At 27.0% G+C, this 24541-nt stretch carries 24 protein-coding genes and 2 other annotated features; of the genes, 21 read left to right on the top strand and 3 right to left on the bottom strand.

All coding sequences use genetic code 11. The annotated features are described in order from the left end of the window. Nucleotides 1-163 precede the first annotated feature (163 nt). From ATCC9714_RS10375 to ATCC9714_RS10360, 4 genes are all read left to right on the top strand, one after another. The gene (locus tag ATCC9714_RS10375) at nucleotides 164-490 is read left to right on the top strand and encodes a heavy metal-binding domain-containing protein (protein WP_021127925.1); all 327 of its coding nucleotides are present in this window, start codon (nucleotides 164-166) and stop codon (nucleotides 488-490) included. Continuing rightward, nucleotides 477-632, top strand: coding sequence for a hypothetical protein (locus tag ATCC9714_RS10370; RefSeq protein WP_021125728.1), 156 nt, complete (start codon nucleotides 477-479; stop codon nucleotides 630-632). The genes ATCC9714_RS10375 and ATCC9714_RS10370 overlap by 14 nt, the downstream gene beginning before the upstream one ends. A gap of 121 nt (nucleotides 633-753) precedes the next feature. Then, nucleotides 754-1012 (top strand) — a binding site (T-box leader). 96 nt (nucleotides 1013-1108) lie between these two features. Next, entirely contained in the window at nucleotides 1109-2314 is a 1206-nt protein-coding gene (gene tyrS, locus ATCC9714_RS10365) for a tyrosine--tRNA ligase (protein WP_021127923.1), read from the top strand. Nucleotides 2315-2570: 256 nt separating this feature from the next. Continuing rightward, nucleotides 2571-3413: a DegV family protein gene (locus ATCC9714_RS10360; protein ID WP_021125725.1), complete on the top strand. Its 843-nt coding sequence runs from the start codon at nucleotides 2571-2573 to the stop codon at nucleotides 3411-3413. A gap of 66 nt (nucleotides 3414-3479) precedes the next feature. Here ATCC9714_RS10360 and ATCC9714_RS10355 read toward each other — a convergent pair whose 3' ends face one another. Next, nucleotides 3480-3755, bottom strand: a complete 276-nt coding sequence (locus ATCC9714_RS10355; protein ID WP_038293358.1) for a hypothetical protein — start codon at nucleotides 3753-3755, stop codon at nucleotides 3480-3482. A gap of 161 nt (nucleotides 3756-3916) precedes the next feature. Between ATCC9714_RS10355 and ATCC9714_RS10350 the strand changes: the two genes are divergently transcribed. The 11 genes from ATCC9714_RS10350 (at nucleotide 3917) to ATCC9714_RS10300 (ending at nucleotide 16009) form a co-directional block, all read left to right on the top strand. Beyond that, complete coding sequence (locus tag ATCC9714_RS10350) at nucleotides 3917-5230, top strand: DUF389 domain-containing protein (protein WP_057537561.1); 1314 nt, start codon at nucleotides 3917-3919, stop codon at nucleotides 5228-5230. A gap of 82 nt (nucleotides 5231-5312) precedes the next feature. Continuing rightward, nucleotides 5313-5483, top strand: a complete 171-nt coding sequence (locus tag ATCC9714_RS10345) for a hypothetical protein (protein ID WP_155485696.1) — start codon at nucleotides 5313-5315, stop codon at nucleotides 5481-5483. A 72-nt stretch (nucleotides 5484-5555) separates the two neighbouring features. Continuing rightward, nucleotides 5556-7556: a GTP-binding protein gene (locus ATCC9714_RS10340; protein ID WP_057545214.1), complete on the top strand. Its 2001-nt coding sequence runs from the start codon at nucleotides 5556-5558 to the stop codon at nucleotides 7554-7556. Nucleotides 7557-7670: 114 nt separating this feature from the next. Beyond that, a complete protein-coding gene (locus tag ATCC9714_RS10335) occupies nucleotides 7671-8840 on the top strand; it encodes a ComEC/Rec2 family competence protein (protein ID WP_057545213.1) in 1170 nt (389 codons plus the stop codon). Nucleotides 8841-8900: 60 nt separating this feature from the next. Next, nucleotides 8901-9176 carry a hypothetical protein gene (locus ATCC9714_RS10330; RefSeq protein WP_021127916.1) on the top strand — a complete coding sequence of 92 codons (276 nt, stop codon included), beginning with the start codon at nucleotides 8901-8903 and terminating at the stop codon, nucleotides 9174-9176. Nucleotides 9177-9336: 160 nt separating this feature from the next. After that, on the top strand, nucleotides 9337-9537 hold the full coding sequence (locus ATCC9714_RS10325) for a cold-shock protein (RefSeq protein WP_021125716.1): 201 nt from the start codon (nucleotides 9337-9339) through the stop codon (nucleotides 9535-9537). 206 nt (nucleotides 9538-9743) lie between these two features. After that, nucleotides 9744-11048 carry a Na+/H+ antiporter family protein gene (locus ATCC9714_RS10320; RefSeq protein ID WP_057545212.1) on the top strand — a complete coding sequence of 435 codons (1305 nt, stop codon included), beginning with the start codon at nucleotides 9744-9746 and terminating at the stop codon, nucleotides 11046-11048. A 267-nt stretch (nucleotides 11049-11315) separates the two neighbouring features. Then, complete coding sequence (locus ATCC9714_RS10315; RefSeq protein WP_057545211.1) at nucleotides 11316-13238, top strand: OPT family oligopeptide transporter; 1923 nt, start codon at nucleotides 11316-11318, stop codon at nucleotides 13236-13238. Further along, nucleotides 13228-13572: a PqqD family peptide modification chaperone gene (locus ATCC9714_RS10310; RefSeq protein ID WP_021125711.1), complete on the top strand. Its 345-nt coding sequence runs from the start codon at nucleotides 13228-13230 to the stop codon at nucleotides 13570-13572. The genes ATCC9714_RS10315 and ATCC9714_RS10310 overlap by 11 nt, the downstream gene beginning before the upstream one ends. A gap of 174 nt (nucleotides 13573-13746) precedes the next feature. Next, nucleotides 13747-15675 carry an OPT family oligopeptide transporter gene (locus ATCC9714_RS10305; RefSeq protein WP_054631908.1) on the top strand — a complete coding sequence of 643 codons (1929 nt, stop codon included), beginning with the start codon at nucleotides 13747-13749 and terminating at the stop codon, nucleotides 15673-15675. Beyond that, nucleotides 15665-16009 carry a PqqD family peptide modification chaperone gene (locus ATCC9714_RS10300; RefSeq protein ID WP_054631907.1) on the top strand — a complete coding sequence of 115 codons (345 nt, stop codon included), beginning with the start codon at nucleotides 15665-15667 and terminating at the stop codon, nucleotides 16007-16009. Before ATCC9714_RS10305 ends, ATCC9714_RS10300 begins: the two co-directional genes overlap by 11 nt. An 86-nt stretch (nucleotides 16010-16095) precedes the next feature. Here ATCC9714_RS10300 and ATCC9714_RS10295 read toward each other — a convergent pair whose 3' ends face one another. Then, nucleotides 16096-16704 (bottom strand): superoxide dismutase, encoded by a 609-nt coding sequence (locus ATCC9714_RS10295; protein ID WP_054631906.1) that lies wholly within the window; start codon nucleotides 16702-16704, stop codon nucleotides 16096-16098. Between the two features lie 195 nt (nucleotides 16705-16899). On the opposite strand from ATCC9714_RS10295, the gene ATCC9714_RS10290 reads away from it, so the two are divergent. From ATCC9714_RS10290 to ATCC9714_RS10280, 3 genes are all read left to right on the top strand, one after another. Continuing rightward, entirely contained in the window at nucleotides 16900-18072 is a 1173-nt protein-coding gene (locus ATCC9714_RS10290) for a DUF6398 domain-containing protein (protein ID WP_057545210.1), read from the top strand. A 52-nt stretch (nucleotides 18073-18124) separates the two neighbouring features. Next, nucleotides 18125-18832, top strand: coding sequence for a M48 family metallopeptidase (locus ATCC9714_RS10285; RefSeq protein WP_057545209.1), 708 nt, complete (start codon nucleotides 18125-18127; stop codon nucleotides 18830-18832). A 68-nt stretch (nucleotides 18833-18900) separates the two neighbouring features. Beyond that, nucleotides 18901-19153 (top strand) — a binding site (T-box leader). A gap of 85 nt (nucleotides 19154-19238) precedes the next feature. Next, entirely contained in the window at nucleotides 19239-20552 is a 1314-nt protein-coding gene (locus ATCC9714_RS10280) for a Na+/H+ antiporter NhaC family protein (RefSeq protein ID WP_057545208.1), read from the top strand. A 51-nt stretch (nucleotides 20553-20603) separates the two neighbouring features. On the opposite strand, the gene ATCC9714_RS10275 is transcribed toward ATCC9714_RS10280, so the two are convergent. Further along, entirely contained in the window at nucleotides 20604-20951 is a 348-nt protein-coding gene (locus tag ATCC9714_RS10275) for a hypothetical protein (RefSeq protein WP_021125699.1), read from the bottom strand. 281 nt (nucleotides 20952-21232) lie between these two features. Between ATCC9714_RS10275 and ATCC9714_RS17730 the strand changes: the two genes are divergently transcribed. The 3 genes from ATCC9714_RS17730 to ATCC9714_RS10265 all read left to right on the top strand — a co-directional run bounded on the left by ATCC9714_RS17730 (nucleotide 21233) and on the right by ATCC9714_RS10265 (nucleotide 24422). Further along, nucleotides 21233-21367, top strand: a complete 135-nt coding sequence (locus ATCC9714_RS17730; protein ID WP_021125698.1) for a hypothetical protein — start codon at nucleotides 21233-21235, stop codon at nucleotides 21365-21367. 225 nt (nucleotides 21368-21592) lie between these two features. Next, nucleotides 21593-22294, top strand: coding sequence for a response regulator transcription factor (locus tag ATCC9714_RS10270; RefSeq protein WP_054631551.1), 702 nt, complete (start codon nucleotides 21593-21595; stop codon nucleotides 22292-22294). After that, entirely contained in the window at nucleotides 22266-24422 is a 2157-nt protein-coding gene (locus tag ATCC9714_RS10265) for a sensor histidine kinase (protein WP_155485694.1), read from the top strand. Before ATCC9714_RS10270 ends, ATCC9714_RS10265 begins: the two co-directional genes overlap by 29 nt. Nucleotides 24423-24541: the final 119 nt, after the last annotated feature.

Below are 24541 nucleotides of genomic sequence, written 5' to 3'. Positions count from 1 at the left end.
AATAGACTATTTTAAGGTATTAACATCTTAAAATAGTCTATTTTTATTATTTAATTGTAAACTTCTGTAACCTTTAAAAATACTTTACTGTGATAGAATTAATTTAAATAAATATAATTAAAATAGGGAATATAAAGGGAACTATTAATTAGGAGGTATTAATATGCTAGTTTTAACTACTGAAAATGTACCAGGTAAAAAAATAACTAATGTTATTGGATTAGTGAAAGGAAGTTCTATAAGGGCAAAACATATAGGAAAAGATATAGGTGCTAGTTTTAAACAATTAGTAGGTGGAGAATTGACAGGTTATGATGAAATGCTTACAGAAGCAAGAAAAATAGCTATAGGAAGAATGGTTAAAGAAGCTGAGAGTAAAGGTGCAAATGCTATAATTGGATTTAGATTAACTTCGGCAGCAGTTATGCAAGGAGCAGCAGAAATGTTAGCTTATGGGACTGCTGTAGTAATTGAAGATGATAATAATTAGTATATTAAGTATTTTAGGTATTTTAATAATTGGTACCTATATAGTTTTGGCAATTGGAAGTATAGTTTTACTCATCTTAAAAATAAAAGAACGACAAAAAGAAAAACAAGATGAAGACTGGGATGAGTATGATGATTATTAATATTATTTTAAGAGTATAAATTTAAGTAAAAATGTAAATTATATTTTTAATAAAAAATAAAAAATATAAAAAACTATTGACAAAACACATTGTATAATCATATTATAAAAAGTAATAAAAACTAAAAGCTATGATGAGAAAGAGTAAAGTTAATATAATCTTACAGAGAGTTCCCGGTTGGTGAGAGGGGCAAAAGATAAGTTAATTTGAATACGTCTCTAAGCTGCACTCCGAAAGATAACACCCAGTAGGCAGTTGCCGGATGTTGCACACGTTATAGTGCTAGAGTATCCCAATTATTGGCGTACTTGAAGAGGTTGTTATTGTGAGATAACAATAAATTAAGGTGGTAACACGTGAGTAATACTCTCGTCCTTTTCATAAGGGCGGGAGTTTTTTTATTGTATTGGCGCCATATGATAATTAAACTCCCCTCATTAAATTAAAAAAATATTTATTTTAAAGGAGAATTAATTATGAAAAGTATAGAAGAACAAATAAAAATAATTTCAAAAGGTGTAGATGAAATCATAGGATTAGATGATTTAAAGATAAAATTAGAAAACTCAATAAAAAATAATAAACCATTGATTGTAAAGCTTGGTCTAGATCCAAGTGCACCAGATATACATTTAGGACACACTGTTGTCTTAAGAAAAATGAAACAATTACAAGACTTAGGACATAAAGTAATTATAATAATAGGTGATTTTACAGGCAAAATAGGAGATCCAACAGGCAAATCTAAAGCTAGAAAGGCATTGAGTACAGAAAAAGTCTTAGAAAATGCAAAGACATATGAAGAACAAATACTAAAGATCTTAGATAAAGATAAGACAGAAATAGTTTTTAATAGTAGTTGGCTATCAAAGTTAAGTTTTGAGGAAGCTATAGGGTTAGCATCTATAACTACTGTTGCTAGAATGTTAGAAAGAGAAGATTTTAAAAATAGATATGAAAATCAAATGCCAATTTCACTGCACGAATTCTTTTATCCATTAATGCAAGGATTTGACTCAGTTCAAATAAAAGCAGATATAGAACTAGGTGGTACAGATCAACGATTTAACGTGCTTATGGGAAGGACTTTACAAAAAGAATTTGATCAAAGTCCTCAAGCCACTATATTTATGCCTTTACTTGAAGGATTAGATGGTAAAGATAAAATGAGTAAGAGTTTAGGCAATTATATTGGAATAGATGAAAAAGCTAGTGTAATGTATGAAAAAGCTATGACTATACCTGATGAACTAATAATAAAATACTTTGAACTTGTAACAGATATTCATCCAGATGAGGTAGAAAAAATAAATAAAGATTTATGTGAAAATAATACAAATCCTAGAGATATAAAAATGAGTTTGGCAAAAGAAATAGTTAGATTATATCATGGAGAAGAAGAAGCTATTGCTGCTGAAAATAGATTTAAAGAAGTTTTTCAAAAAGGACAGATACCAAATGACATTAAGTGTATAGAAGTTTTAAAAGATAAATTTGATTTGTTTGAAGAATTAATAAATAACAACTTGGTAAGCAGTAAAAGTGAAATAAGAAGACTTATAAATCAAGGTGGATTAAAAATTAATAATGAAAAAATTACAGATATACAAAGTCTAACTATTGAAGAAAATATGATAGTTCAAGTTGGTAAGAAAAAATTTATAAAAATACATTTAAATTAAATAACAAATTTATATAAGTAAGTAGCAGTTTTGCTACTTACTTAATTATTTATAAACAAAGTATAAACTCCTAATTAGCTAATAAAAATTGATATTAATTGTATATATAGGTATAATTGTTTTAGAATAAATTAACTAAAAGGAGGATAAAACTAAATAATTTGAAAATAAAAAATTTATAATATCATAAGCTAAAACATGATATAATTAACTAATAATATAAAAAATAAGTTACTTTGTAAAGGGAGTTTATAAAATGAGTAATATAAAAATAATTTGCGATACAATGAATGATCTACCAGAGAACATAATGAAAAATTATGATATAGAGATACTTCCTGCAACAATAGTATTTGAAGGAAAAGAATACAAAGCAGGAGTAGATATTGATGGAGATGAGTTTTATCAACTTTTAAGAGGCTCAGAAAGTATACCATCAACATCACAAATAACTTATGCTACATTTAAAGAAACTTTTGAAAAGTATATAAATGAAGGTAAGAAAGTTTTATACCTAGCAGGTTCATCTGCAGCATCTGGAACATATCAATCAGCTATGATAGCAAGAAATGATGTTAAAGGCGATGTATACATATTTGACACATATAGTCTTTCTATAGGTGGAGGAATTTTAATAGAGAAAGCAGCTCATTTAGTAAATGAAGGATATGAAATCGACGAAATAGTTAAAGCCTTAGAAGAGCATAAAGATAAGTCTTTAGTTTATTTTTCAGTTGACTCTTTAGATTATTTACATAAAGGAGGAAGAATATCTGGAACAAAAGCTGCAATAGGTACTTTACTTAATATAAAACCTATATTAAGAATAGAGGATGGACTAGTTAAGCAAAAAACTCAAGTAAGAGGAAGTAAGAAGATAATACCAACATTAATAGAGCAATTAAAATCTGAAGCAGGAGAAGATTTTTCAGATAGAGATGTATATGTTGGTTATGGAGATGATTTAAAAGAACACGAAAGATTTATTGAAAAAGTTAGAGAAGAATTAAAGCCAAGAAATGTTTATACATTCAGAATTGGTGCTTGTGTTGCTTGTCATTCAGGCCCAAGTGTTGTAGGAATTGCATGTTTTAAGTAGTAAATAAAAATAGTAATCATAATATTATATCATAAGTACAAAAGCCCTCTAAAGTCAGAGGGCTTTTTATTTGCAATTTTTTTGAATGTATTTAAGTGAACTATCCATATTTGTAAATTTATTAGTAGGGATTATCAAACGTTCAATACCATTGTAAAATCCATAAACATCAAAAACTTTATTGATTTTAACCTCAACTGAATCATCTATTAATTTAATGTAAATACACTTTGAGTATTTACTAAAGGATTTAAAAATAAGTATTTTATTATCTGTGATTTGTAGTAGCTTAAAGCCATTAAGATAAAGATTATTATCTAAAAAATTTAAAAATTCTTCCATATGCATACCTCCAATTGAAAGTATTCACAAATATGTAAGATTATATAACTATAAATAAATAAAAAAATTTCAAACTTGAATAAATTTTTATGTTGTAGTAAATTAAAATCGTAAATACTTGGCATAATTAGGGATATATATCAACTTAGGAGGAATGAGATATGAAGATAAACAAAGATAAATTCATATATGAGTTTACTAGAAATCAAGCTACCCATGAAGAAATACATGAAAATATATTAGAAGGTATGAATGTTCATGGAGCAAACTTTATAATACTTATGTGTGCAATAATTATAGCCTCAGTAGGTCTTAATATGAATTCAACAGCCGTTATAATTGGGGCAATGTTAATTTCACCTTTAATGGGGTCTATAATAGGAATAGGATATGGAGTAGGAACTTATAATGTTAGGCTTATAAAAGAAGCATTTAAGATTTTAGCTATATCAATAGCTATAAGCATAATAACCTCAACATTTTATTTTTCAATAACACCTATAACTACTGCAGGAAGTGAAATTTTAGCAAGAACTAGTCCAACTATCTGGGATGTGATAATTGCTTTTGTAGGTGGTATAGCTGGAATGATTGGTATAACTCGTAATAAGTCTAGCAATGTAATACCAGGGGTTGCAATAGCTACAGCTCTTATGCCTCCATTATGTACTGCAGGCTATGGATTAGCGACAAAACAATATCATATATTTTTAGGAGCTGGGTATTTATTTATTATAAACTGTTTTTTTATAACTATATCAACAGTAATTGTAACAAAGGCTCTAAATTTACCTACTAGAATTAACGTTTGTGACTCAAAAGAAAAACGTGTTAAAAAGGTTATAATAATAACTTCTATAATTGTTATAATACCTAGTATGATTTCAGCTGCAAATATGATAAAACAGACTATAGATGAAAGTAATTTAAACAATTTCATAAGACAAAAATTAAGCAATCAATACGTTTTAAGTAAACACATTGATGAAAAAAATGATACGATAACTTTAGCTGTAATGGGAGAAAGAATAACTAATTCGCAAATAGAAAACTTACAACATAGTTTGACTGATTATGGATTTAATAATAAAAAACTAATAATAAAACAAGATAGTAACAATATACCTGATATAGAAAAGTACATAAATGATATGAAAAATAAAAGTAATGCTGCTATAAATGATAATAATAATAAAAAAGAAGAAGAAAAAGTAAGTAATAATACAGAAGTAAAATCTATAAATAATGAATTAAAAGTAATATATCCAGGAATAAAACAGGTATATACAGGTTACATAAGCAATGGAGATAAAAATAAAGAAATACCTGTACTTATTATATATAGCGAAGATGAAGACCTAAATAATCAAAAACAGACTATTGAAAATTGGTTTAAGGCAAGAATAAAATCAAGTCAGGCTGAAGTTTATATACAAAATAGCCCTATAGAAAAGATAAATAATACAAATAGCTAAATTTATTTCAATTAAATATTATTTTATATATAGAAAAATATGATATATTTATATTGTAAATTATATATAGGGAGTTGTATTTATGGGGAATAACAATGAAACTTTGGTAGAACCATTATTGAAAAATGGGAATGTATACAAACTAAAATGTGAAAAATGCAAATCAGTATCAGTACAAATAACAGATAATGATTCACCAGATTATACATGTTTAGAATGTGGAGGAGTATGTAGCGCATTGAAATTAAAGTAGGTTATGCAAAGAGTTATTTCTATTTAAAATAGAAATGACTCTTTTTTAATCACATATGTTTTGGAGGTTTATATGAAAAAAACTGTAGGAGTATTTGCTCATGTAGATGCAGGTAAAACAACTTTTTGTGAACAAATACTTTTTAACACTAATTCTATAAAAAATAGAGGTAGAGTTGATGACAAAAACTCTTTTTTAGATAATCATGAAATAGAAAAACAAAGAGGAATAACTATATTTTCTGACCAAGGAAAGTTTACTTATAATAATTCACAATATTATTTAATAGATACTCCAGGGCATATAGATTTTTCACCTGAAATGGAAAGATCTATAAGTATAATAGATTATGCTGTTATTGTTATTAGTTGTGTAGAAAAAATACAATCACATACAAAGACTGTATTTAGATTGCTCAAAAAAAATAATATACCGACCTTTTTATTTTTAAATAAGATAGATAGAGAAGGTTGTGATATAGAGGGATTAATAGAAGATATTAAAATAAGTTTAAGTGATAATGTGATAAGTTTAAGTGATAATTTAATAATCGAAAATGGAGATATAGATTTAAGTAATGAACTTATTGAGTTTATAGCTGAAAATGATGAAAATATATTAGAAATGTATTTTAATGATAAGTATGAAAAAGATGTATGGATAAGCTCTCTGATTGAAAATATAAAAAAGTGTAATATTTATCCTATATTAACAGGATCAGCACTGAAAGATATAGGAATTAAAGAATTCTTAGAAAAATTTGACTATCTAACTAAAACTTATTGTAACAATGAAGAAGATTTCCTGGGAAAGATATATAAGGTAAAATATGATAACTCTAAAAATAGAGTAACTTATATAAAAGTTATAAGTGGTAAATTAGAAGTAAAAGATGAGATTAAATATTTAAAAGAAGAAAAGGGAATTATTGAGAAAATAAATGGAATAAGAATTTATAATGGGATTAAATTTGAAAATATAAATGAAGTATGTTCAGGAGATGTATGTGCATTAATAGGACTAAATGAAGCTTCAGTTGGAGATTATCTATTTGATAGTAGTTTACAATTTGAAAATATCAAAAGAAAATTTAAAAATAAAGAAAAATTTGAAATGGTTCCAACTTTAAAATCTAAAGTTATATACAGTAAAGATTTAAATATAAAAGAAGTAATAAATATATTTAAAATTTTAACTCAAGAAGAACCATCTTTAAATGTTATTTGGAATGAAACATTAAGAGAAATACACATACATGTTATGGGAAAAATACAACTAGAAGTATTGAAAGAATTAATAAAGAGAAGATTTAACATAGATATAAATTTTGACAAATGTGAAATTTTATATAAAGAGACAATAAAAAATTCAACAATTGGATATGGACACTTTGAACCTTTAGGGCATTATAGTGAAGTACATTTGAAATTAGAACCTTTAAATGCAAATGAGGGTGTAAAATTTAAAAGTATTGCACATGTAGATGAGCTATCGATAGGTCATCAAAATTTAGTAAAAACACACATTTTTGAAAAAGAACATAAAGGAATATTAGGTGGATTTCCAATAACTGATATGGAAATAACATTAATTACAGGTAGAGCTCATAAAAAACACACTAGTGGAGGAGATTTTAGAGAAGCTACATTTAGAGCTTTAAGACAGGGGTTAGAACAAGTTGAAAATGAACTACTAGAACCATATTATAGATTTAAAATTGAAATTGATTCTAATTATTTGGGCAAAGTTATGTCAGATATTCAAAAGTTACATGGAGAATTTGAAGATCCACTAATGAAACAAGACTTATGTATAGTTGAAGGAATAGGGCCTGTTTCTACATTTATGGATTATCCATTAGAATTGTTAAGTTTTACAAAAGGAAACAGTAATATAAGTTTTGTATTTGGTGAATATAGACCTTGTCATAATACAGAAGAAGTTTTAAGTTTAAAAGGATATGTAAAAGATAGTGACATTGAATATACATCTAATTCAATATTTTGTTCTAAAGGTCAAGGATATGTTGTAAAAGGTAGTGAAGTCAAAGATTATATGCATTGCTTAAAGTAAAATAATAAATATCAATAAAAGAAGTCTACATAAAAATGTAGACTTCTTTTATTGATATTTAAAAACAATATGTTACAATAATATACGACAAAATTACAAAAGAAAGGAACTTTTATGAATATTTCAAGAAATATAAAAAAAATAATAACATCATTCATAGCTACATTTGTAATAGTTTCTATGGCAGGATGTACAAGCAATGATTCTAAGGAAGTAAAAAGTAACACTCAAGTAAAATCATACAATCAAGAAAGTGAAACTAAAAATACTGATTCTAAAAAAGCACAATTACATTTTATAGATACTGGAAATAGTGATGCAATACTTATAAAACAAGGTGATAAAGCAGCACTTATAGATGGTGGAGATAATGATGATGAAGGAACTGTTGTAAAATATTTAAAAAATCAAGGAGTAAACGAATTAGAATATGTATTTGCAACTCATCCTCATGCCGATCATATAGGAGGGCTTGATGCAGTTATAAATGCAATTCCAGTAAAGAATGTGTATGTAAGTAATGGTGATGCAAATACAAAAACATATACAGATTTCATAAAATCAATAGCCAATCGAGGATTACATCCTAGTGTACCTTTATTAAATAGTGAGTTTGAACTAGGTACATCTAAGTTTAAAGTTTTATCTGTTGCAAATACAGATGATCCAAATAATAATTCTATAGTATTAGAATATATAAATGGTAATGATAAAGTATTATTAATGGGAGATGCAGAAGCTGATATAGAAGCAAAAATAAATGCAGAAGATGTAGACTTGTTGAAGGTAGGACACCATGGTTCTCATAGTAGTTCAACTAAAACATTTATAGACAAGGTTAAGCCTGAATATGCAGTAATAATGGCCGGAAAAGACAACAAGTATGGTCATCCGCATAAAGAAACTATGGACACATTAAAAAGTAGGAATATAGAAGTTCATAGAAGTGATGAATGTGGAGATATAGTATTTACATCAACTGGAAATGGATTAAAAGTAAATTGTAACAAAGGAAGTTATAAAAGTGGAAATGAGAAGGGGTATAATCAAGGTAATACCAATGATAGCTCTTTAAAAAATCCACAAAATAAAATTAACTCTAATAAAAATGCTCAAAGTAATCAAGTCGTATCAAATAATAAAGAAGGCATAGTTTATTGGACTCCCAAAGGAAAATCATATCATACAACTAAGAATTGTTCAGCATTAAGTAAAAGTAAAAATATACTTTCAGGAACAATACAAGAATCAGGGAAAAGTGATCCTTGTGATAGATGTAATTAAATAGTTTTAATAGTATTACAATAATAAAAGGGACAGAAATTTTTAGCACCAGGAGGAAAAATGATAGATATAGCAGAATTAAAGTTTAAATTTTTAGAGCAAGGACAAAATCAAGAAGTTGATTTTATGGGACTTTGCCATATAACTGAAGATCTTTTATGGTATTGTGATGAAAGTGATACCATAGTATTTGGATTTGAAGATGATAGTGAGTATAGATTAAAAATAACGGAAGATACAGAATATGAAGACATACAAGAATTCTTTAACGATATAGTTGAAGAACAATGCATATCAGATAGTATAAATATAAAATTATTAAATAGAAGAGATTAATAAACATTATGGATAAATTTATAAATAAAAAATAAAAATTCATAAAAAAAGGTATACATATTTAAAATACATGTTATAATGTATAGTATAGTAATAAAAGATTATTACAATTAAATAAATGAAGTTAAAACTTCATGTAGGTATTTAGGAGAACATTTCAATGACTAATGGAATAGTAAAATGGTTTAATAGTGAAAAAGGATTTGGATTTATATCAGTAGAAGGTGGAGATGATGTATTCGCTCATTTCTCAGCTATACAAAAAGATGGATTCAAAACTTTAGAAGAAGGTCAAAAAGTAAGCTTTAATATAGTTGAAGGTGCAAGAGGTCCTCAAGCAGAAAACATAACTATATTATAATTATAGATTGTCTTTAACCAAAGACTCTCATTTAAATGAGGGTCTTTTTTTATGTAAAAAAATAGTAAGAACTTAGTAAAATTGAGGATTAAGGTAGTTTTTTTGATATAAAAATATAACATAGTAAAAATATTTTGAAATATACTTAATTATAAATACAAAATATATATAGGGTATTATTTGAATTTAATAAAGGGGGATACCGTATGGTTTTATTTAATCCAGTAGTAATATCTATTGTTGTTATGATTATACTTTGCCTATTTAAGTTTAACGTATTATTATCAATTCTTGTAGCAGCAATAGTAGCAGGGGTTTTCTCGGGGATACCAATAGGAGATACTATGAATATCTTAGTAAGTGGTATGGGAGGAAATGCAGAGACCGCACTAAGTTATATATTGCTTGGAGCTTTAGCAATTGCAGTTAGTAAAACAGGTTTGGCATCTATGTTATCAAGAAAAATTTCAAAAATAGTTAAAGATAAAAAAATAACACTAATATTAATAATAGCCTTTATGACATGCTTTTCTCAAAACTTAATTCCTGTGCATATAGCTTTCATACCAATATTAATTCCTTCACTTTTAGAACTTATGAATAAATTAAAAATAGATAGAAGAGGTGTTGCTTGCGCATTAACATTTGGATTAAAAACACCATACCTTGCAATACCAGTAGGATTTGGTTTGATATTTCAAAATATAATAAGAGATCAAATGATAGCAAATAAAATTGATGTAACTACTAATATGGTAACTAATGTAATGTGGATACCAGCTTTAGGAATGATTTTAGGATTATTAACTGCTATATTTATTTCTTATAGAAAACCTAGAGATTATAAAGAAGTTAAATTAGAAGAAATTCAAACTGAACAAATAGATGATAAAATGACAATAAAACATTGGTGTGCTTTAACTGGAGCCATAACTGCTTTTGTAGTTCAAATTGTAACCGGGTCACTTCCTCTTGGAGGGCTTTGTGCTATAATAGTGTTATTTTTGACAAGAGCTATTAAGTTTAATGAAATAGATGACTTATTAGATGGTGGAGTAAAAATGATGGGAATGATAGGATTTATAATGTTAGTTGCAGCTGGATATGGAAATGTTTTAAGAGAAACAGGCGCGGTTGAAAGTCTAGTAGTTTCAGTATCAGGAATAGTTGGAAATAATCAGATTATAGGGGCTTTATTAATGCTTTTGGTGGGACTATTAGTAACAATGGGAATAGGAAGTTCTTTTGGAACATTACCTATAATAGCAGCTATTTACTGTCCATTAGGTTTAAGTCTAGGATTTAGTATACCATCAATAATTTTATTAGTTGGTGTTGCAGGTGCTCTTGGAGATGCCGGATCTCCTGCATCAGATAGTACATTAGGGCCAACTGCAGGTCTTAATGCAGATAAACAACATGATCATATTTGGGATACTTGTGTACCTACATTTCTACATTATAATATACCATTGTTAATATTTGGAATAATAGGTGCTCTGATTTTATAAAATTAATCAATAAAAAAACTAGTCATAATGACTAGTTTTTTTATTGATTAATTTATGAATAAATTTAAAATTAAAGTTTAAATTAATAAATATAAAACAAAAAAATTTATTAATAACAAAAACAAAGGTATATTTTGGAATAATTTAAAAATATGGAATAAATTTAAAATTTAAACAAAAAATATAATTTTAAATTTCATAAATTTAGAGAATTTTGTAAAAATATGTGATATAATCAATTAAGCAAAAAAAAGGAAGGTGAATTTCATGAGCAGTAAAAAATTGCCTAAAGAAGCTTATGGAGGAGTATCTGGTAAAGATTACGTTCCTTACATAACAGACAAATCTAAAACAGGCGCAAACGTTATTGTATTAATCATTGGTATTATTTTAGCAACTATATTTGCGGCATCGACAGCGTATTCAGGTATGAAAGCGGGTCTGACGGTTGCAGCAGGTATACCGGGATCTATAATAGGTTCAGCATTCATAGCAGCATTAGCTAGTGGAAAAGGTATTCTAGGAAAGAATATAGTACAAGGTATGGCAAGTGGTGGAGAATCAGTTGCTAGTGGTATGATATTCGTATTACCAGCTATTTTATTAATAGGTAGTCAGGTTACATTTTTAGAAGGATTAGGAGTAGGAGTAGCTGGGGTTTTATTTGGTATAGGGATTTCAGCACTTGTTCATAATTATTTAATAATTGAAGAACATGGTAAACTTATGTATCCAGAATCAATGGCTATATGTGAGACACTTGTAGCATCTGATGCAGGTGGAGATTCTATGAAGTACATGGGAATAGGATTTGGAATAAGTGGAATTATAACAGTTTTAACAGGTTCATTCTTAAATGTTGCAAACAATGTTATAAGTTTTATAGGAACTAAATTTTATAAGTACAAACTTGAAGTTGAGGTTAACCCACTTCTTTTAGGAATAGGATTTATAGTAGGACTTGAAGTATCTTTAACAATGTTTGCAGGTTCTATATTAGCTAACTTTGGTATAATGCCTTTAATATCTTACTTTACTGAGATGGCAGGAGAAGGAGCTATGGTTTGGAACAATCCTGCAATGGCTATAAACCAAATGGGTGTAAATGATATAGCAGGTAACTATGTAAAATACATAGGAGCAGGTATGATGCTTTGTGGAGGTATAATAGGTGCAGTTAAACTTATACCAACTATAATAGCTTCTGTAAAAGAGACTATGAATGCTAAGGCATCAAAAGATGGAGAAAGTTCAGCTATTCAATCTATGATATTATTAGGTGGAGTTTTAATAGCTGCAATATCAGCATTCTTTATATCTGGAAGTATAACAATGGCAATTGTTGGAGCAATAGTATCATTATTCTTAGCAGCATTATTCGTAATAGTTGCAGGACGTTTAACAGGTACTATAGGTACATCAAACTTACCAGTATCAGGTATGACAATAGCATCTTTAGTTATAGTAACATTAGTGTTTGTTATAATGGGATGGACTAGTCAAGCAGACAATAAATCATTACTATTATTTGGTACATTCATAGTTGTTGCTATAGCAATAGCTGGAGGATATAGCCAATCTCAAAAGGTTACTTATATAATAGGTGGAAGCAAAAATGAAATGCAAAAATACTTTGCAATAGCTGGTATAGTAGGAGTTATAGTAGTTGTAGGAACTATATTATTACTTTCAAGTCAACTTACTGTAGCAGGAGATAATCCTCCATTTGCATTACCACAAGCAAACTTAATGTCAACATTAACTTCAGGTATAATGTCAGGACAATTACCTTGGGTTATGATAATAGTTGGAGTATTTATGGCAGTAGTATTATACTTCTTAGGTTTACCAATAATGACAGTTGCAATAGGATTCTACTTACCAATAGCAACAACTTCTATAATATTAGTTGGAGCATTAGTTCGTGTTCTTGTTGAAAAGACTGCTAAGAGTGAAAAAGAAAAAGACGCTAAAGTTTCAAATGGTATAAGTTTATCATCAGGACTCGTAGCAGGAGGATCTATAATAGGATTAATAGGTATAATATTACAAGTAACAGGTGTAGTTAAATCAGCTGGACCACAAGGATTTGCATCAGGAAATATGATGGCAATAATATTACTTGCTGTATTAGTTATATTCACAGCATTACCTATAATTAAATCAAAGGTAAGAAATAATGAAAACTAATGAAGACATTTTAAATATAGTTTTTAAGAAAAATGAAGATATAGAATATGAAGTAGATGAAGAAGGTATAGTTACAATACTTGAAAAACAAGACCATAAAATACAAAGGGCTTTTAGAAAGTTAAAGTTTAAAATACCTATGTATAAAAAGGTAGAACTTGATAAGTATGGTAGTTATATATTTTTACAAATAGATGGTGTGAAAACTGTAGAGGAATTAGGTATAAAGCTAGATGAAAAATACGGTGAAGAATCACATCCATTATATGAAAAATTACTTTTATTCTTAAATCATATAGAAGTTAATAGTAACTATATTAAAAAAGTTAATTAAAGTAGAAAAGAGAACTAACTTAAAGTTAGTTCTCTTTTTATTTGTCAAAAAATAGAAAAATCTAAAATTTACATAAAATATGAAGAATTTGAAAAAATCTAAAATTCTGTAAAAGTTAGATTTCAAAATATTGTGGTATAATGAAAATAATTAAATCAAAGGAAGGTGAATTTCATGAGCAGTAAAAAATTACCTAAGGGAGCTTATGGAGGCGTATCTGGAAAAGATTATGTTCCTTACATAACAGACAAGTCAAAGACTGGCGCAAACTTAGCAGTTCTAATCATAGGTATAGTACTAGCCGTTGTTTTCGCAGCATCGACAGCATATTCAGGTATGAAAGCTGGGCTTACAGTTGCAGCAGGTATTCCAGGGTCTATAATAGGTTCAGCATTTATTGCAGCTTTCGCTAGTGGAAAAGGTATTCTTGGAAAGAATATAGTACAAGGTATGGCAAGTGGTGGAGAATCAGTTGCTAGTGGTATGATATTCGTATTACCAGCTATTTTATTAATAGGTAGCCAAGTTTCATTTTTAGAAGGATTTATTGTTGGAGTTGGTGGAGTTCTATTTGGTATAGGAGTTGCATCACTTGTTTATAATTATTTAATAGTTGAAGAACATGGAAAACTTATGTATCCAGAATCAATGGCTATATCTGAAACACTTGTAGCTTCAGATGGTGGCGGAGATTCAATGAAATATATGAGTATGGGATTTGGAATAAGTGGACTTATAACAGTTTTAACAGGTTCATTCTTAAACGTTGCAAACAACGTTATAAGCTTCGTAGGACAAAAGTTCTACAAATGTAAATTTGAAGTTGAAGTTAACCCACTTCTTTTAGGTATAGGGTTTATAGTAGGTCTTGAAGTTGCACTTACAATGTTTGCAGGTTCTATATTATCTCACTTTGGTATAATGCCTTTAATCGGTTACTTTACTGACATGGCAGGAGAAGGAGCTAAAGTATGGAATAACCCAGCAATGTCTATAAATCAAATGGGTGTAAATGATATAGCAGGTAACTATGTAAAATACATAGGAGCAGGTATGATGCTTTGTGGAGGTATAATAGGAGCAGTTAAACTTATACCAACTATAATAGCTTCAGTTAAAGAAACACTTAATGCTAAATCAGCAGCAGGAGATGGAAATGAAGCTTCAACACTTCAAAATATAATATTATTAGCAGGAGCTGTAATAGCTTTTGTTGCAGGCTTTATTATATCTGGAAGTATAGTAATGGCAATTGTTGGAGCAATTGTATCACTTATATTAGCAGCATTATTCGTAATAGTTGCAGGACGTTTAACAGGTACTATAGGTACATCAAACTTACCAGTATCAGGTATGACAATAGCATCTTTAGTTATAGCTACATTAGTGTTTGTTATAATGGGATGGACAGATTTAGCAGATAATAAATCATTATTATTATTTGGTACATTTATAGTTGTTGCTATATCTATAGCTGGTGGTTACAGTCAATCACAAAAAGTTACATACATAATAGGTGGAAGCAAAAATGAAATGCAAAAATACTTTGCAATAGCTGGTATAGTAGGTGTAATAGTAGTTGTAGGAACAACAATATTATTATCTAACCAACTTGTTGTAACAGGAGATAATCCTCCATTTGCATTACCACAAGCAAACTTAATATCAACATTAACTTCAGGTATAATGTCAGGACAATTACCTTGGGTTATGGTTATAGTTGGTATATTTATGGCAGTAGTATTATATTTCTTAGATTTACCTATAATGACAGTTGCAATAGGATTCTATTTACCAATAGCAACAACTTCTATAATATTAATAGGTGCATTAATTCGTGTATTTGTTGAAAAAACATCTAAAGGTGAAAAAGAAAAAGAAGTTAAAGTTTCAAATGGTATAAGTTTATCATCAGGACTTGTAGCAGGAGGATCTATAATAGGATTAATAGGTATAATATTACAAGTATCAGGTGTAATTAAGTCAGCTGGACCACAAGGATTTGCATCAGGAAATATGATGGCTATAATACTATTAATAGTACTAGTAGTACTTACTGCATTACCAATAGTTACAGCAAAGGTAAAAAATAATGAAAAATAATGAAGATGTTTTAAATATAGTTTTTAAAAAAAATGAAGATATAGAATATGAAGTAGATGAAGAAGGTATAGTTACAATACTTGAAAAACAAGACCATAAAATACAAAGGGCTTTTAGAAAGTTAAAGTTTAAAATACCTATGTATAAAAAGGTAGAACTTGATAAGTATGGTAGTTATATATTTTTACAAATAGATGGTGTGAAAACTGTAGAAGAACTAGGTATAAAGTTAGATGAAAAATATGGTGAAGAATCACATCCATTGTATGAAAGATTACTTTTATTCTTAAATCATATAGACGTTAACAGTAACTATATTGAAAAAATCAACTAAAATAAAAGGATATCTTAAAACACACTGTTTTTTATGACAATAAGTTTTGAGATATCCTTTTTAAATTAAAATTAAAAATTTATAAATTAATATCTATCATATAACTGGGCTACTGCATCCCAGTTTATAACTTTCCAAATGTTTTTTATGTAATCAGCTCTAACATTTTTATATTTTAAGTAATAAGCATGTTCCCAAACATCTATTGTAAGAATTGGAGTTAAACCATCTTGTAGTGTAGTATCTTGATTAGATGTTGATTTTACAAATAAATTTTTATCTTTATCCATTACTAAAGATGCATAACCTGAACCAAATAAACTTAGAGCTTGCCTATTTAATTCATCTTTTAAATTTTCAACACTACCAAAAGTTTTATTTATTTTTTCAAGTAAATTTCCTCCTGGCATGGTGAAAGCTTTTGGAGATAAGATTGAAAAATATAGGTTATGATTATAAACTCCACCGCCTTGATTTATAACAGTTTGTCTAATTTCAACAGGAAGCTCGTTTGCATTTTCTAATAATTCTTTTAAAGTTTTTCCATATGCAAGATCTTCATATCCTTTTAATGCATTGTGTAAATTATCTACATAAGTTTGTAGATGTTTACTATAATGTATTTCTACAGTTTTAGAGTCTATGTATGGTTCTAACTCATCAAATTCATATGGTAATGTTATTTTATTAAACATTAAAAACACCTCTTTCTAAATAATTATATAATAATTATATTCCCATTATAGTAAATATATAAACGGATTAATAAAATTTATTTGGGTATATATAATTATACAAATCAGATAAAATTAAAAAAATTTAAATTGTTTAAACTATCTGAAAAAAGGATATTATCATAATATAAATACTAATTTATAGGGGATATGATGATGAGAACAGATAAATATCTAATAGAAGAAATTAAAAATAAATCACAAAGTATTTGTAGAGATCTATTTGATAAGAACTATTATAAAGCTGTTAATAAGCTAATAAATGAATTAAATAAAAATAAAACTTTTTCAATGAATAAAGGTAGTACTTTAGGGTGGGTTGCTGGACTTATATATGTTGTAGGAGTAGATAGCAATTTATTTGATAAAAATAATTTTTACAAAGGAAAAATTTATATATCAAAAAAAGAACTTTCTAAATACTTAGGTGTAAGTTTAAATACAATGAAATCAAGAGAAAAATATATAAGAGAAGCAGTCTCGCTAAATTCTAAATTTATAGCTAGTATAAAAGATGAATTTAGTTTTTTTAATTCAGATGGAAGTTTTAATCAAAAAGCTATGGATAGAAATATTGATAATATAATGACACTTATTAAAAATCCTAAAAAAGAAGATTACGAAGTTTATAGAGAAAAAGCATTGAAAACCAAATGTTATAAAGAGGCAATTCACTATACAAAATTATCTTTAGATGCTGTTAAAAGGTATTTTAATTGTGATGGGAAAAATTCATCGGAGGATTTTAAACAAAAAAATATTTGCATAATAATAAAAAAAGATTTAGCGGATTTGTATATGATAGGAAAAGAATATGAAAAAGCATATAAAGAATATGAAGAATTGTTAAATCTTGGAATAAAAAATAAAAGCGAAATTTTACATAAAATTTTAATATGTTTTTTAAGATTAGAAATGAGTGAAGAAATTGAAATGTTATTAAATAAATATAAAGAAGAATCTACATTTTTACTTTATAGTAAAGCTTTATATTACTTTAGTCAAAATCAAATATTTAATGCAAAATTAAACTTAAAAAAAGCTCTAAATAAAAACTCATATGTACCAAAGTATTTGATAGGAATTAATACTATGAGTGAGTTACCTAAGGAGTATAAATATGATAGCAAAGAAGAAGCTATGATTTATTTTGATGAAACTATAGATATTTGGCTAAGTATAGAAAATTCTTTAGTATGGTTAACAAATAATTATTTTGAATATATTAAAAAAAATAATATAGATATTGTGTTTAGTAAAAATGAAGCTTTGACAAAAGTACATGAAGCTATAGACTCTGTAAAAGAGGATGATCTGTTTGAAATATAAACTTATGATATAATTTAAGTTAAATTAACTTAAATTTATTAGGAGATTAATTATGAAGATAAGCTTTTTACATAATAACAAAGAAATAAGTTTTAATATAATATATCGAAAAAGAAAAACTATGAGTTTGGAAATTAAACCAAATGGATTGGTAAATGTACTGGCCCCAATTGGGTATGATAAGAATTTTATTATTGATAGTGTAAAAAATAAGGCTGACTGGATATTAAAAAATTTAGAAGAACTTGAGTCTAAAAACAAATTTGATAGAACTTATGAAGATGGAGATAAATTTATGTACTTAGGCAAAGAATATGTACTTCAAGTTATAACAGACAAAAGTTTAATAAGACCAAATGTTAATTTAGAAGATAAAAATTTAGTAGTTAAATTAAACTCAAACAATAAAGAATTAATAAAGCATACTTTAAAAACATGGTATTGTGATAAAACTTTAGAAATTGTAAAAGATAGAATTGATTTTTATAAAAAGTTCTTTAAAGATAGAGTATCTAGTATTAAAATAAAAGATCAAAAAACTAGGTGGGCAAGCTGTACATACAAAAATGAAATATTATTTAATTTAAGGTGTTCGATGGCGCCTTTAGAAGTAGTTGATTATATAGTTGTCCATGAAATGTGTCATATGGAGCATAGAAATCATTCAAAAGATTTTTATAATGCAGTTGAAAAAATATTACCTGATTATAAAATAAGGATTAAATGGTTAAAAGAGAATGGTATAAAAATGAATTTTTAGAAAATTCATAAAAAACATTGACAAAGTAAATTGATGTATATATTATATAAGATATAACAAGAAATAAACTAAATGCTATGAAAAGGAAAGTAGCTTTAAGAATACTTTTACAGAGAGCTTTTATTGGTGAGAGAAAGCAAAGGATATTAAAGTGAAAATGGCCTTGGAGCTGTGTACCGAGACCTTTATGGTTTAGGCTACAACGGGTTCACCCGTTACAGTGATAGAGTATAACCAAAAACTTGGCGTACTTGATGAGGTTTGTATTGTGAGATACAAATGAAGTAGGATGGTAACACGAAGTCAACTCTCGTTCCTAAGATTAATTTCTTAGGGTCGGGAGTTTTTTTATTCCAAAAATTAAGGTTATAAATTAAAAAATTCAACAAGAAGGGAGATTTAAAGTATGAAACAAGGTATTAGAAAAGGTAATCCATTAGCATTATTACCATTAGGTGTATTTTTAGTTTTATTTGTAGGAAGTGGAGTTATAACAGGGGATTTTTATAAAATGCCAGCATTAGTAGCTTTTTTAATTGCATCAGGAGTAGCGCTATTATTTAATAAAAATAAAAGCTTAGAAAGTAAGATGAATGTATTTTGCAAAGGTGCAGGAGATACAAATATTATTTTAATGATAGTAATATTTTTACTAGCAGGAGCATTTTCGAGTGTTGCGAAAGCAATGGGAGGTGTAGATTCTACCGTGAATTTAAGCTTATCTATACTACCATCTAATTTATTAGTTTCTGGATTATTTATAATAGGTTGCTTTATATCAATATCAATGGGAACGTCAGTTGGGACAATAGCAGCATTATCGCCAATAGCATTAGGAATAGCTCAAAAAACAGGAATTCCAGTACCTTTAGTGATAGGAGCGGTTGTAGGAGGAGCTATGTTTGGTGATAACTTATCTATGATATCTGATACAACGATAGCAGCAGTAAGAACTCAAGGATGTGAACTAAAAGATAAGTTTAAAGTAAACTTTTTTATAGTATTGCCAGCTGCTATAGCTACAGTGATAATATTAACTTTTGTAACATTAGGATATAAAAGCGATGTTAGTCAAACTTATGAATATGAATTAATAAAAGTACTTCCATATATTTTAGTTTTAGTAGGTGCATTATTAGGAGTAAATGTATTTGCACTTCTTGGAAGTGGGATTTTATTTGCAGGATTGATTGGAATTTTTTCTAAATCTTTTAATTTATTAGGTTTAATAGGTGCAATATCAGAAGGTATGGCAGGTATGTATGAACTTAGTTTATTAGTTTTAGTTGTTGGTGGAGTTGTAGCACTTATTAAGTTTAATGGAGGAATAGATTATATACTTTATTTTATAACTAGTAAAATTAAAAGTAAGAAAGGTGCGGAGTTTGGAATAGCAGCATTAGTTAGTGTAATAGATTTATGTACAGCAAATAATACAATAGCTATAGTAACAGCAGGACCTTTAGCTAAAGATATAGCTAAAAAATATGATATAGATCCTAGAAAAACTGCTAGTATATTGGATATATTTTCATCTTGCTGGCAAGGGGTTATACCATATGGGGCACAATTATTAACAGCAGCTGGAATAGCTGGAATATCACCAGTGGAAATTTTAGGATATTTATATTATCCTGGATTAATGTTCTTATGTGGAATAGCATCCATAACATTTTCTTACGTATTAATTAAAAAACCTAAAATAGAAGAAAACTTTTAAACTATATAATAAAAAAATGTAAGGAAAATATACTATCCTTACATTTTTTTATTAAGCTTTTGTTAATATAATTTCATCATTTTTATAAATAATATTATAGTCTGCAAATATAACTAATGTTTCATTTAGACCAACACTAGAAATTACACCCATAGCTTGCATAAAAGATATATTTCCCATATCTGATACCATAGGAGCAAATCCTATAAAACCAAGAAAAGCAGAATCTGCACTTTTACTTCTAAGTGAATATTTACATCTATTTCGATCACTATCCTTTATAGATACTTTATCTAAGACCTTAAGACCTTTAACTATTCTTTTTTCTGTAATAACTATTTTTTTATCTCTATTTTTAAGCGCACTCTCAAGCAATGCTTTATTATCTACCTTAACCATTAAAACATCCTTTCTAAAACCTAAAATATATGTATATTATAACATTAAAATATAATAATTTAACCTAAAGTCTACTATAAATATAGAAATAAAATAATAGTATTTAATGTAAAGTTTTATTAAGTTAAATAAATATTTAAAAAACTAAGAAATATGAGTGGATGAGAAGCAAATAAATATATATGGTAAAAAATAGAAAAAATACTGTTATTTTTCTAGCTATTAATGTAAAATTATAATTAAGTAAAGATGTAAACGCATAAATTGAGGAGATGACAGATATGAATAAAAAGGCAATTATAGGTATTATAATAGCAATAATATTTTTTCTTATACTAAGTATCGGAATAAAATTAGATGAAACAGGATTCCATGGAGTAATGAAAGTGGGAGAAGAATTTATAAAACTTTTTTAATAAGGTGAATAAAAAATGGGCTAAATAGCCCATTTTTTTATATTTTATAAAATTTTTTCATAAAATCTTTAGAAACTTTTTAGATTTATATAAAGGATATCTTAAAATTTAATCGCTATTATTTAAATATAGAAAATATAAGGAAGGGGGGCATAAAATGTTAAAAATTATAAATGCCTTATGATATTATATAATATAGAAAAAATAATTAAGTGGGGTATATTTATGAAATTTAATATTTTAGTAGTAGAAGATGAAAAAGACATAGCTTATGCAATAAAAGCATATTTAGACAATCAAGGATATAAAGTATTTATAGCAAATAATGGGGTGGAAGGAATAGATATAGTTGAAAATGAAACTATACATTTAGGTATTGTAGATATAATGATGCCAAAGATGGACGGTATAGAATTCACTATGAAAATTAGAGAACATTATGACTTTCCAATTATAATGTTATCTGCGAAATCAGAAGAAATAGATAAAATAACAGGATTAAATATAGGTGCTGATGATTATGTAGCTAAACCTTTTAAGCCTTTAGAACTTTTAGCTAGGGTTAATTCTCAACTAAGAAGATATAAAAAGTTTTTAAGTATGATTGAAAAAAATGACATTAATGAAAATATACATACAATAGGTGGCTTAGAATTAGATACAGCGACTAAAGAAGTAAGTGTAGATGGAAAAAATATAAAAACAACACCTATAGAATTTAAAATTCTTACTTTACTTATAAAAAATCCTGGAAGAGTATTTTCAGCAGATGAAATATATGAAAAAGTATGGAAGGAAAAAGCTGTAAACACAGATACTATTATGGTTCATGTAAGAAACATAAGAGAGAAAATCGAGATGGATCCCAAAAATCCAAAATATTTAAAGGTGGTGTGGGGTGTTGGATATAAAATTGAAAAGCAATAAATTTAATATAAAACTCGTAATAATAATTACCATATTAATAGCATCAATAGGTATGGTGCTATCTTATCAAAGAATAAAATCTGATAGTAAAAAGTTTGGATATAATATATATGAAGAAAATACTGATTTTTCAAATGACATAATGGAATCTACATATAGCTTATATTGTAAAGTCTATGATGAAAAAGAAGAGAAGTATGTAAAACCTGCAGATATTATGTTAGAAGAAAAAACAAATATAGATCCTTATTATAAAACTGAAGGTAAGGATGCTTTTAATCGTGATATTGAAAGATTTAATGAAAACCTAACTTCTAGACTAAGAAATATCCAATATTGTGTTTTAGATAAAGATAATAACGTTTTAAAGCAAAATGTAAATAGCAATTTAGATTTATTGGTCTTAAAAAATAATGAAGATACAGTTAAAAAATTACAGGAAAAATATGATTTATATACAGTGTTAAACTTTGACGATAAAGGAAATATGAAAGTTGAAAATCTATATGGTGCAGATAGACAAACATTTCAAAGCAATTTAAATAAAAATATAAGAGATGATTTATTTAGTTATGAAACAACGAATACTTTTGAAATAAAGCCTATAAAAAATATGAAATTTATATATGGTGTTCCTAAAAATCTAAAATACTCAGATAGTATAGCAGATTATAAGTTATCAGAGCAAAGCAGATCATACTCAAATGCATCACTCCTATTTAAAAATATTGGAATAATATTTGTTGTAATAATGGCTTTGATAATTCCATATAAGGAAATAAAAGATTGGGCAATACTAAAAAAAGTATTGAAATTACCTATAGAGATAATCATAGTAATTTCTTATTTAGCTTATATATACTTATATTATGGATCAGATCAGATAATATTAAAAACGGCTAATAATAGTCCTATAATTAGGGTTGCTCAGCTACAATTGACAAATGATATTTCAAACATCTTAAATTATTTTATAAATACAGTTTACTGGTTTGCTTTATTTAGTATAGTATTTATATCTATAATAGTTATAAAACATATAATAGATTATAATATAGTTAATTATTTAAAAGAAAAATCATTAATTTATAAAATATTAAAAAAGATAAAGTATAAATTGGACTGGATGAAAGAAATTAAACTAGGTGAGCAGAACAAGAAAAAAATAGTAACTATTTTAATTTTAAACTTAGTAGTAGTATGTATTATGTGTTCAACTTGGGTTGTAGGAATAATAATTTCGCCTATATATACATTTATAATTTATTTATTAATAAAAAAGAAATATTCAAAGATAAATAATAATTATAATATATTATTAGATATGACAAAAGAAATTGCAAATGGGAATTTAGATGTAAAAATAGATAAAGACTTAGGTGTTTTTGATGTATTAAAAAAAGAGATAGAAAATATACAAGCAGGACTTAAAAAAGCTGTAAATGAAGAAGTTAAAAGCCAAAAGATGAAAACTGAATTAATATCCAATGTAAGTCATGATTTAAAAACTCCTCTTACATCTATAATAACTTATGTAGATTTATTAAAAGATGAGAACTTAAGTGAAGAAGATAGAAGAATCTATCTAGAGACATTAGATAGAAAATCTGAAAGATTAAGGGTATTAATAGAAGATTTATTTGAAGTAAGTAAGGCTAATAGTGGTAATGTAAGCTTAAATATTATAGATGTAGATATTGTTTCTCTTATGAAACAAACTTTACTTGAAGTGGATGATAAATTTAAAGAATCTGACTTAAAAATTAGAACTAATTTCCCAAGTGAAAAGGTAATGATGAAGTTAGATAGCCAAAGAATGTTTAGAGTATTTGAAAATCTATTAATAAATATAAGCAAGTATGCTATGCCATCATCAAGAGTATACATTGATATATCAGATGAAAGTGAATTTGTGAAAATAAGCTTTAAAAACATGACTGAAGAAGAAATAAAGTTTAATGTAGAAGATTTAGTTGAAAGATTTGTACGAGGTGATAAATCTAGAAATACTGAAGGAAGTGGATTAGGCCTAGCTATTGCTAAAAGTTTTGTGGAGCTTCAAGGAGGAAGATTTAAAATAAGTGTTGATGGAGATTTATTTAAAGTTACTATAATATTTAAAAAATAATTTAAAAGACTAGGAGAAGTATTTAAAAGATATTTCATCTAGTCTTTTTTTATTATACATTATATACAGTAAAATCTTATTAAATAATTAAATTTACTAGGAATCTATTAGAGTATCAA

This window comes from Paraclostridium sordellii (assembly GCF_000953675.1).
Taxonomy (GTDB): Bacteria; Bacillota; Clostridia; order Peptostreptococcales; family Peptostreptococcaceae; genus Paraclostridium; species Paraclostridium sordellii.
This window is presented reverse-complemented; position numbering and strand designations above follow the sequence as displayed.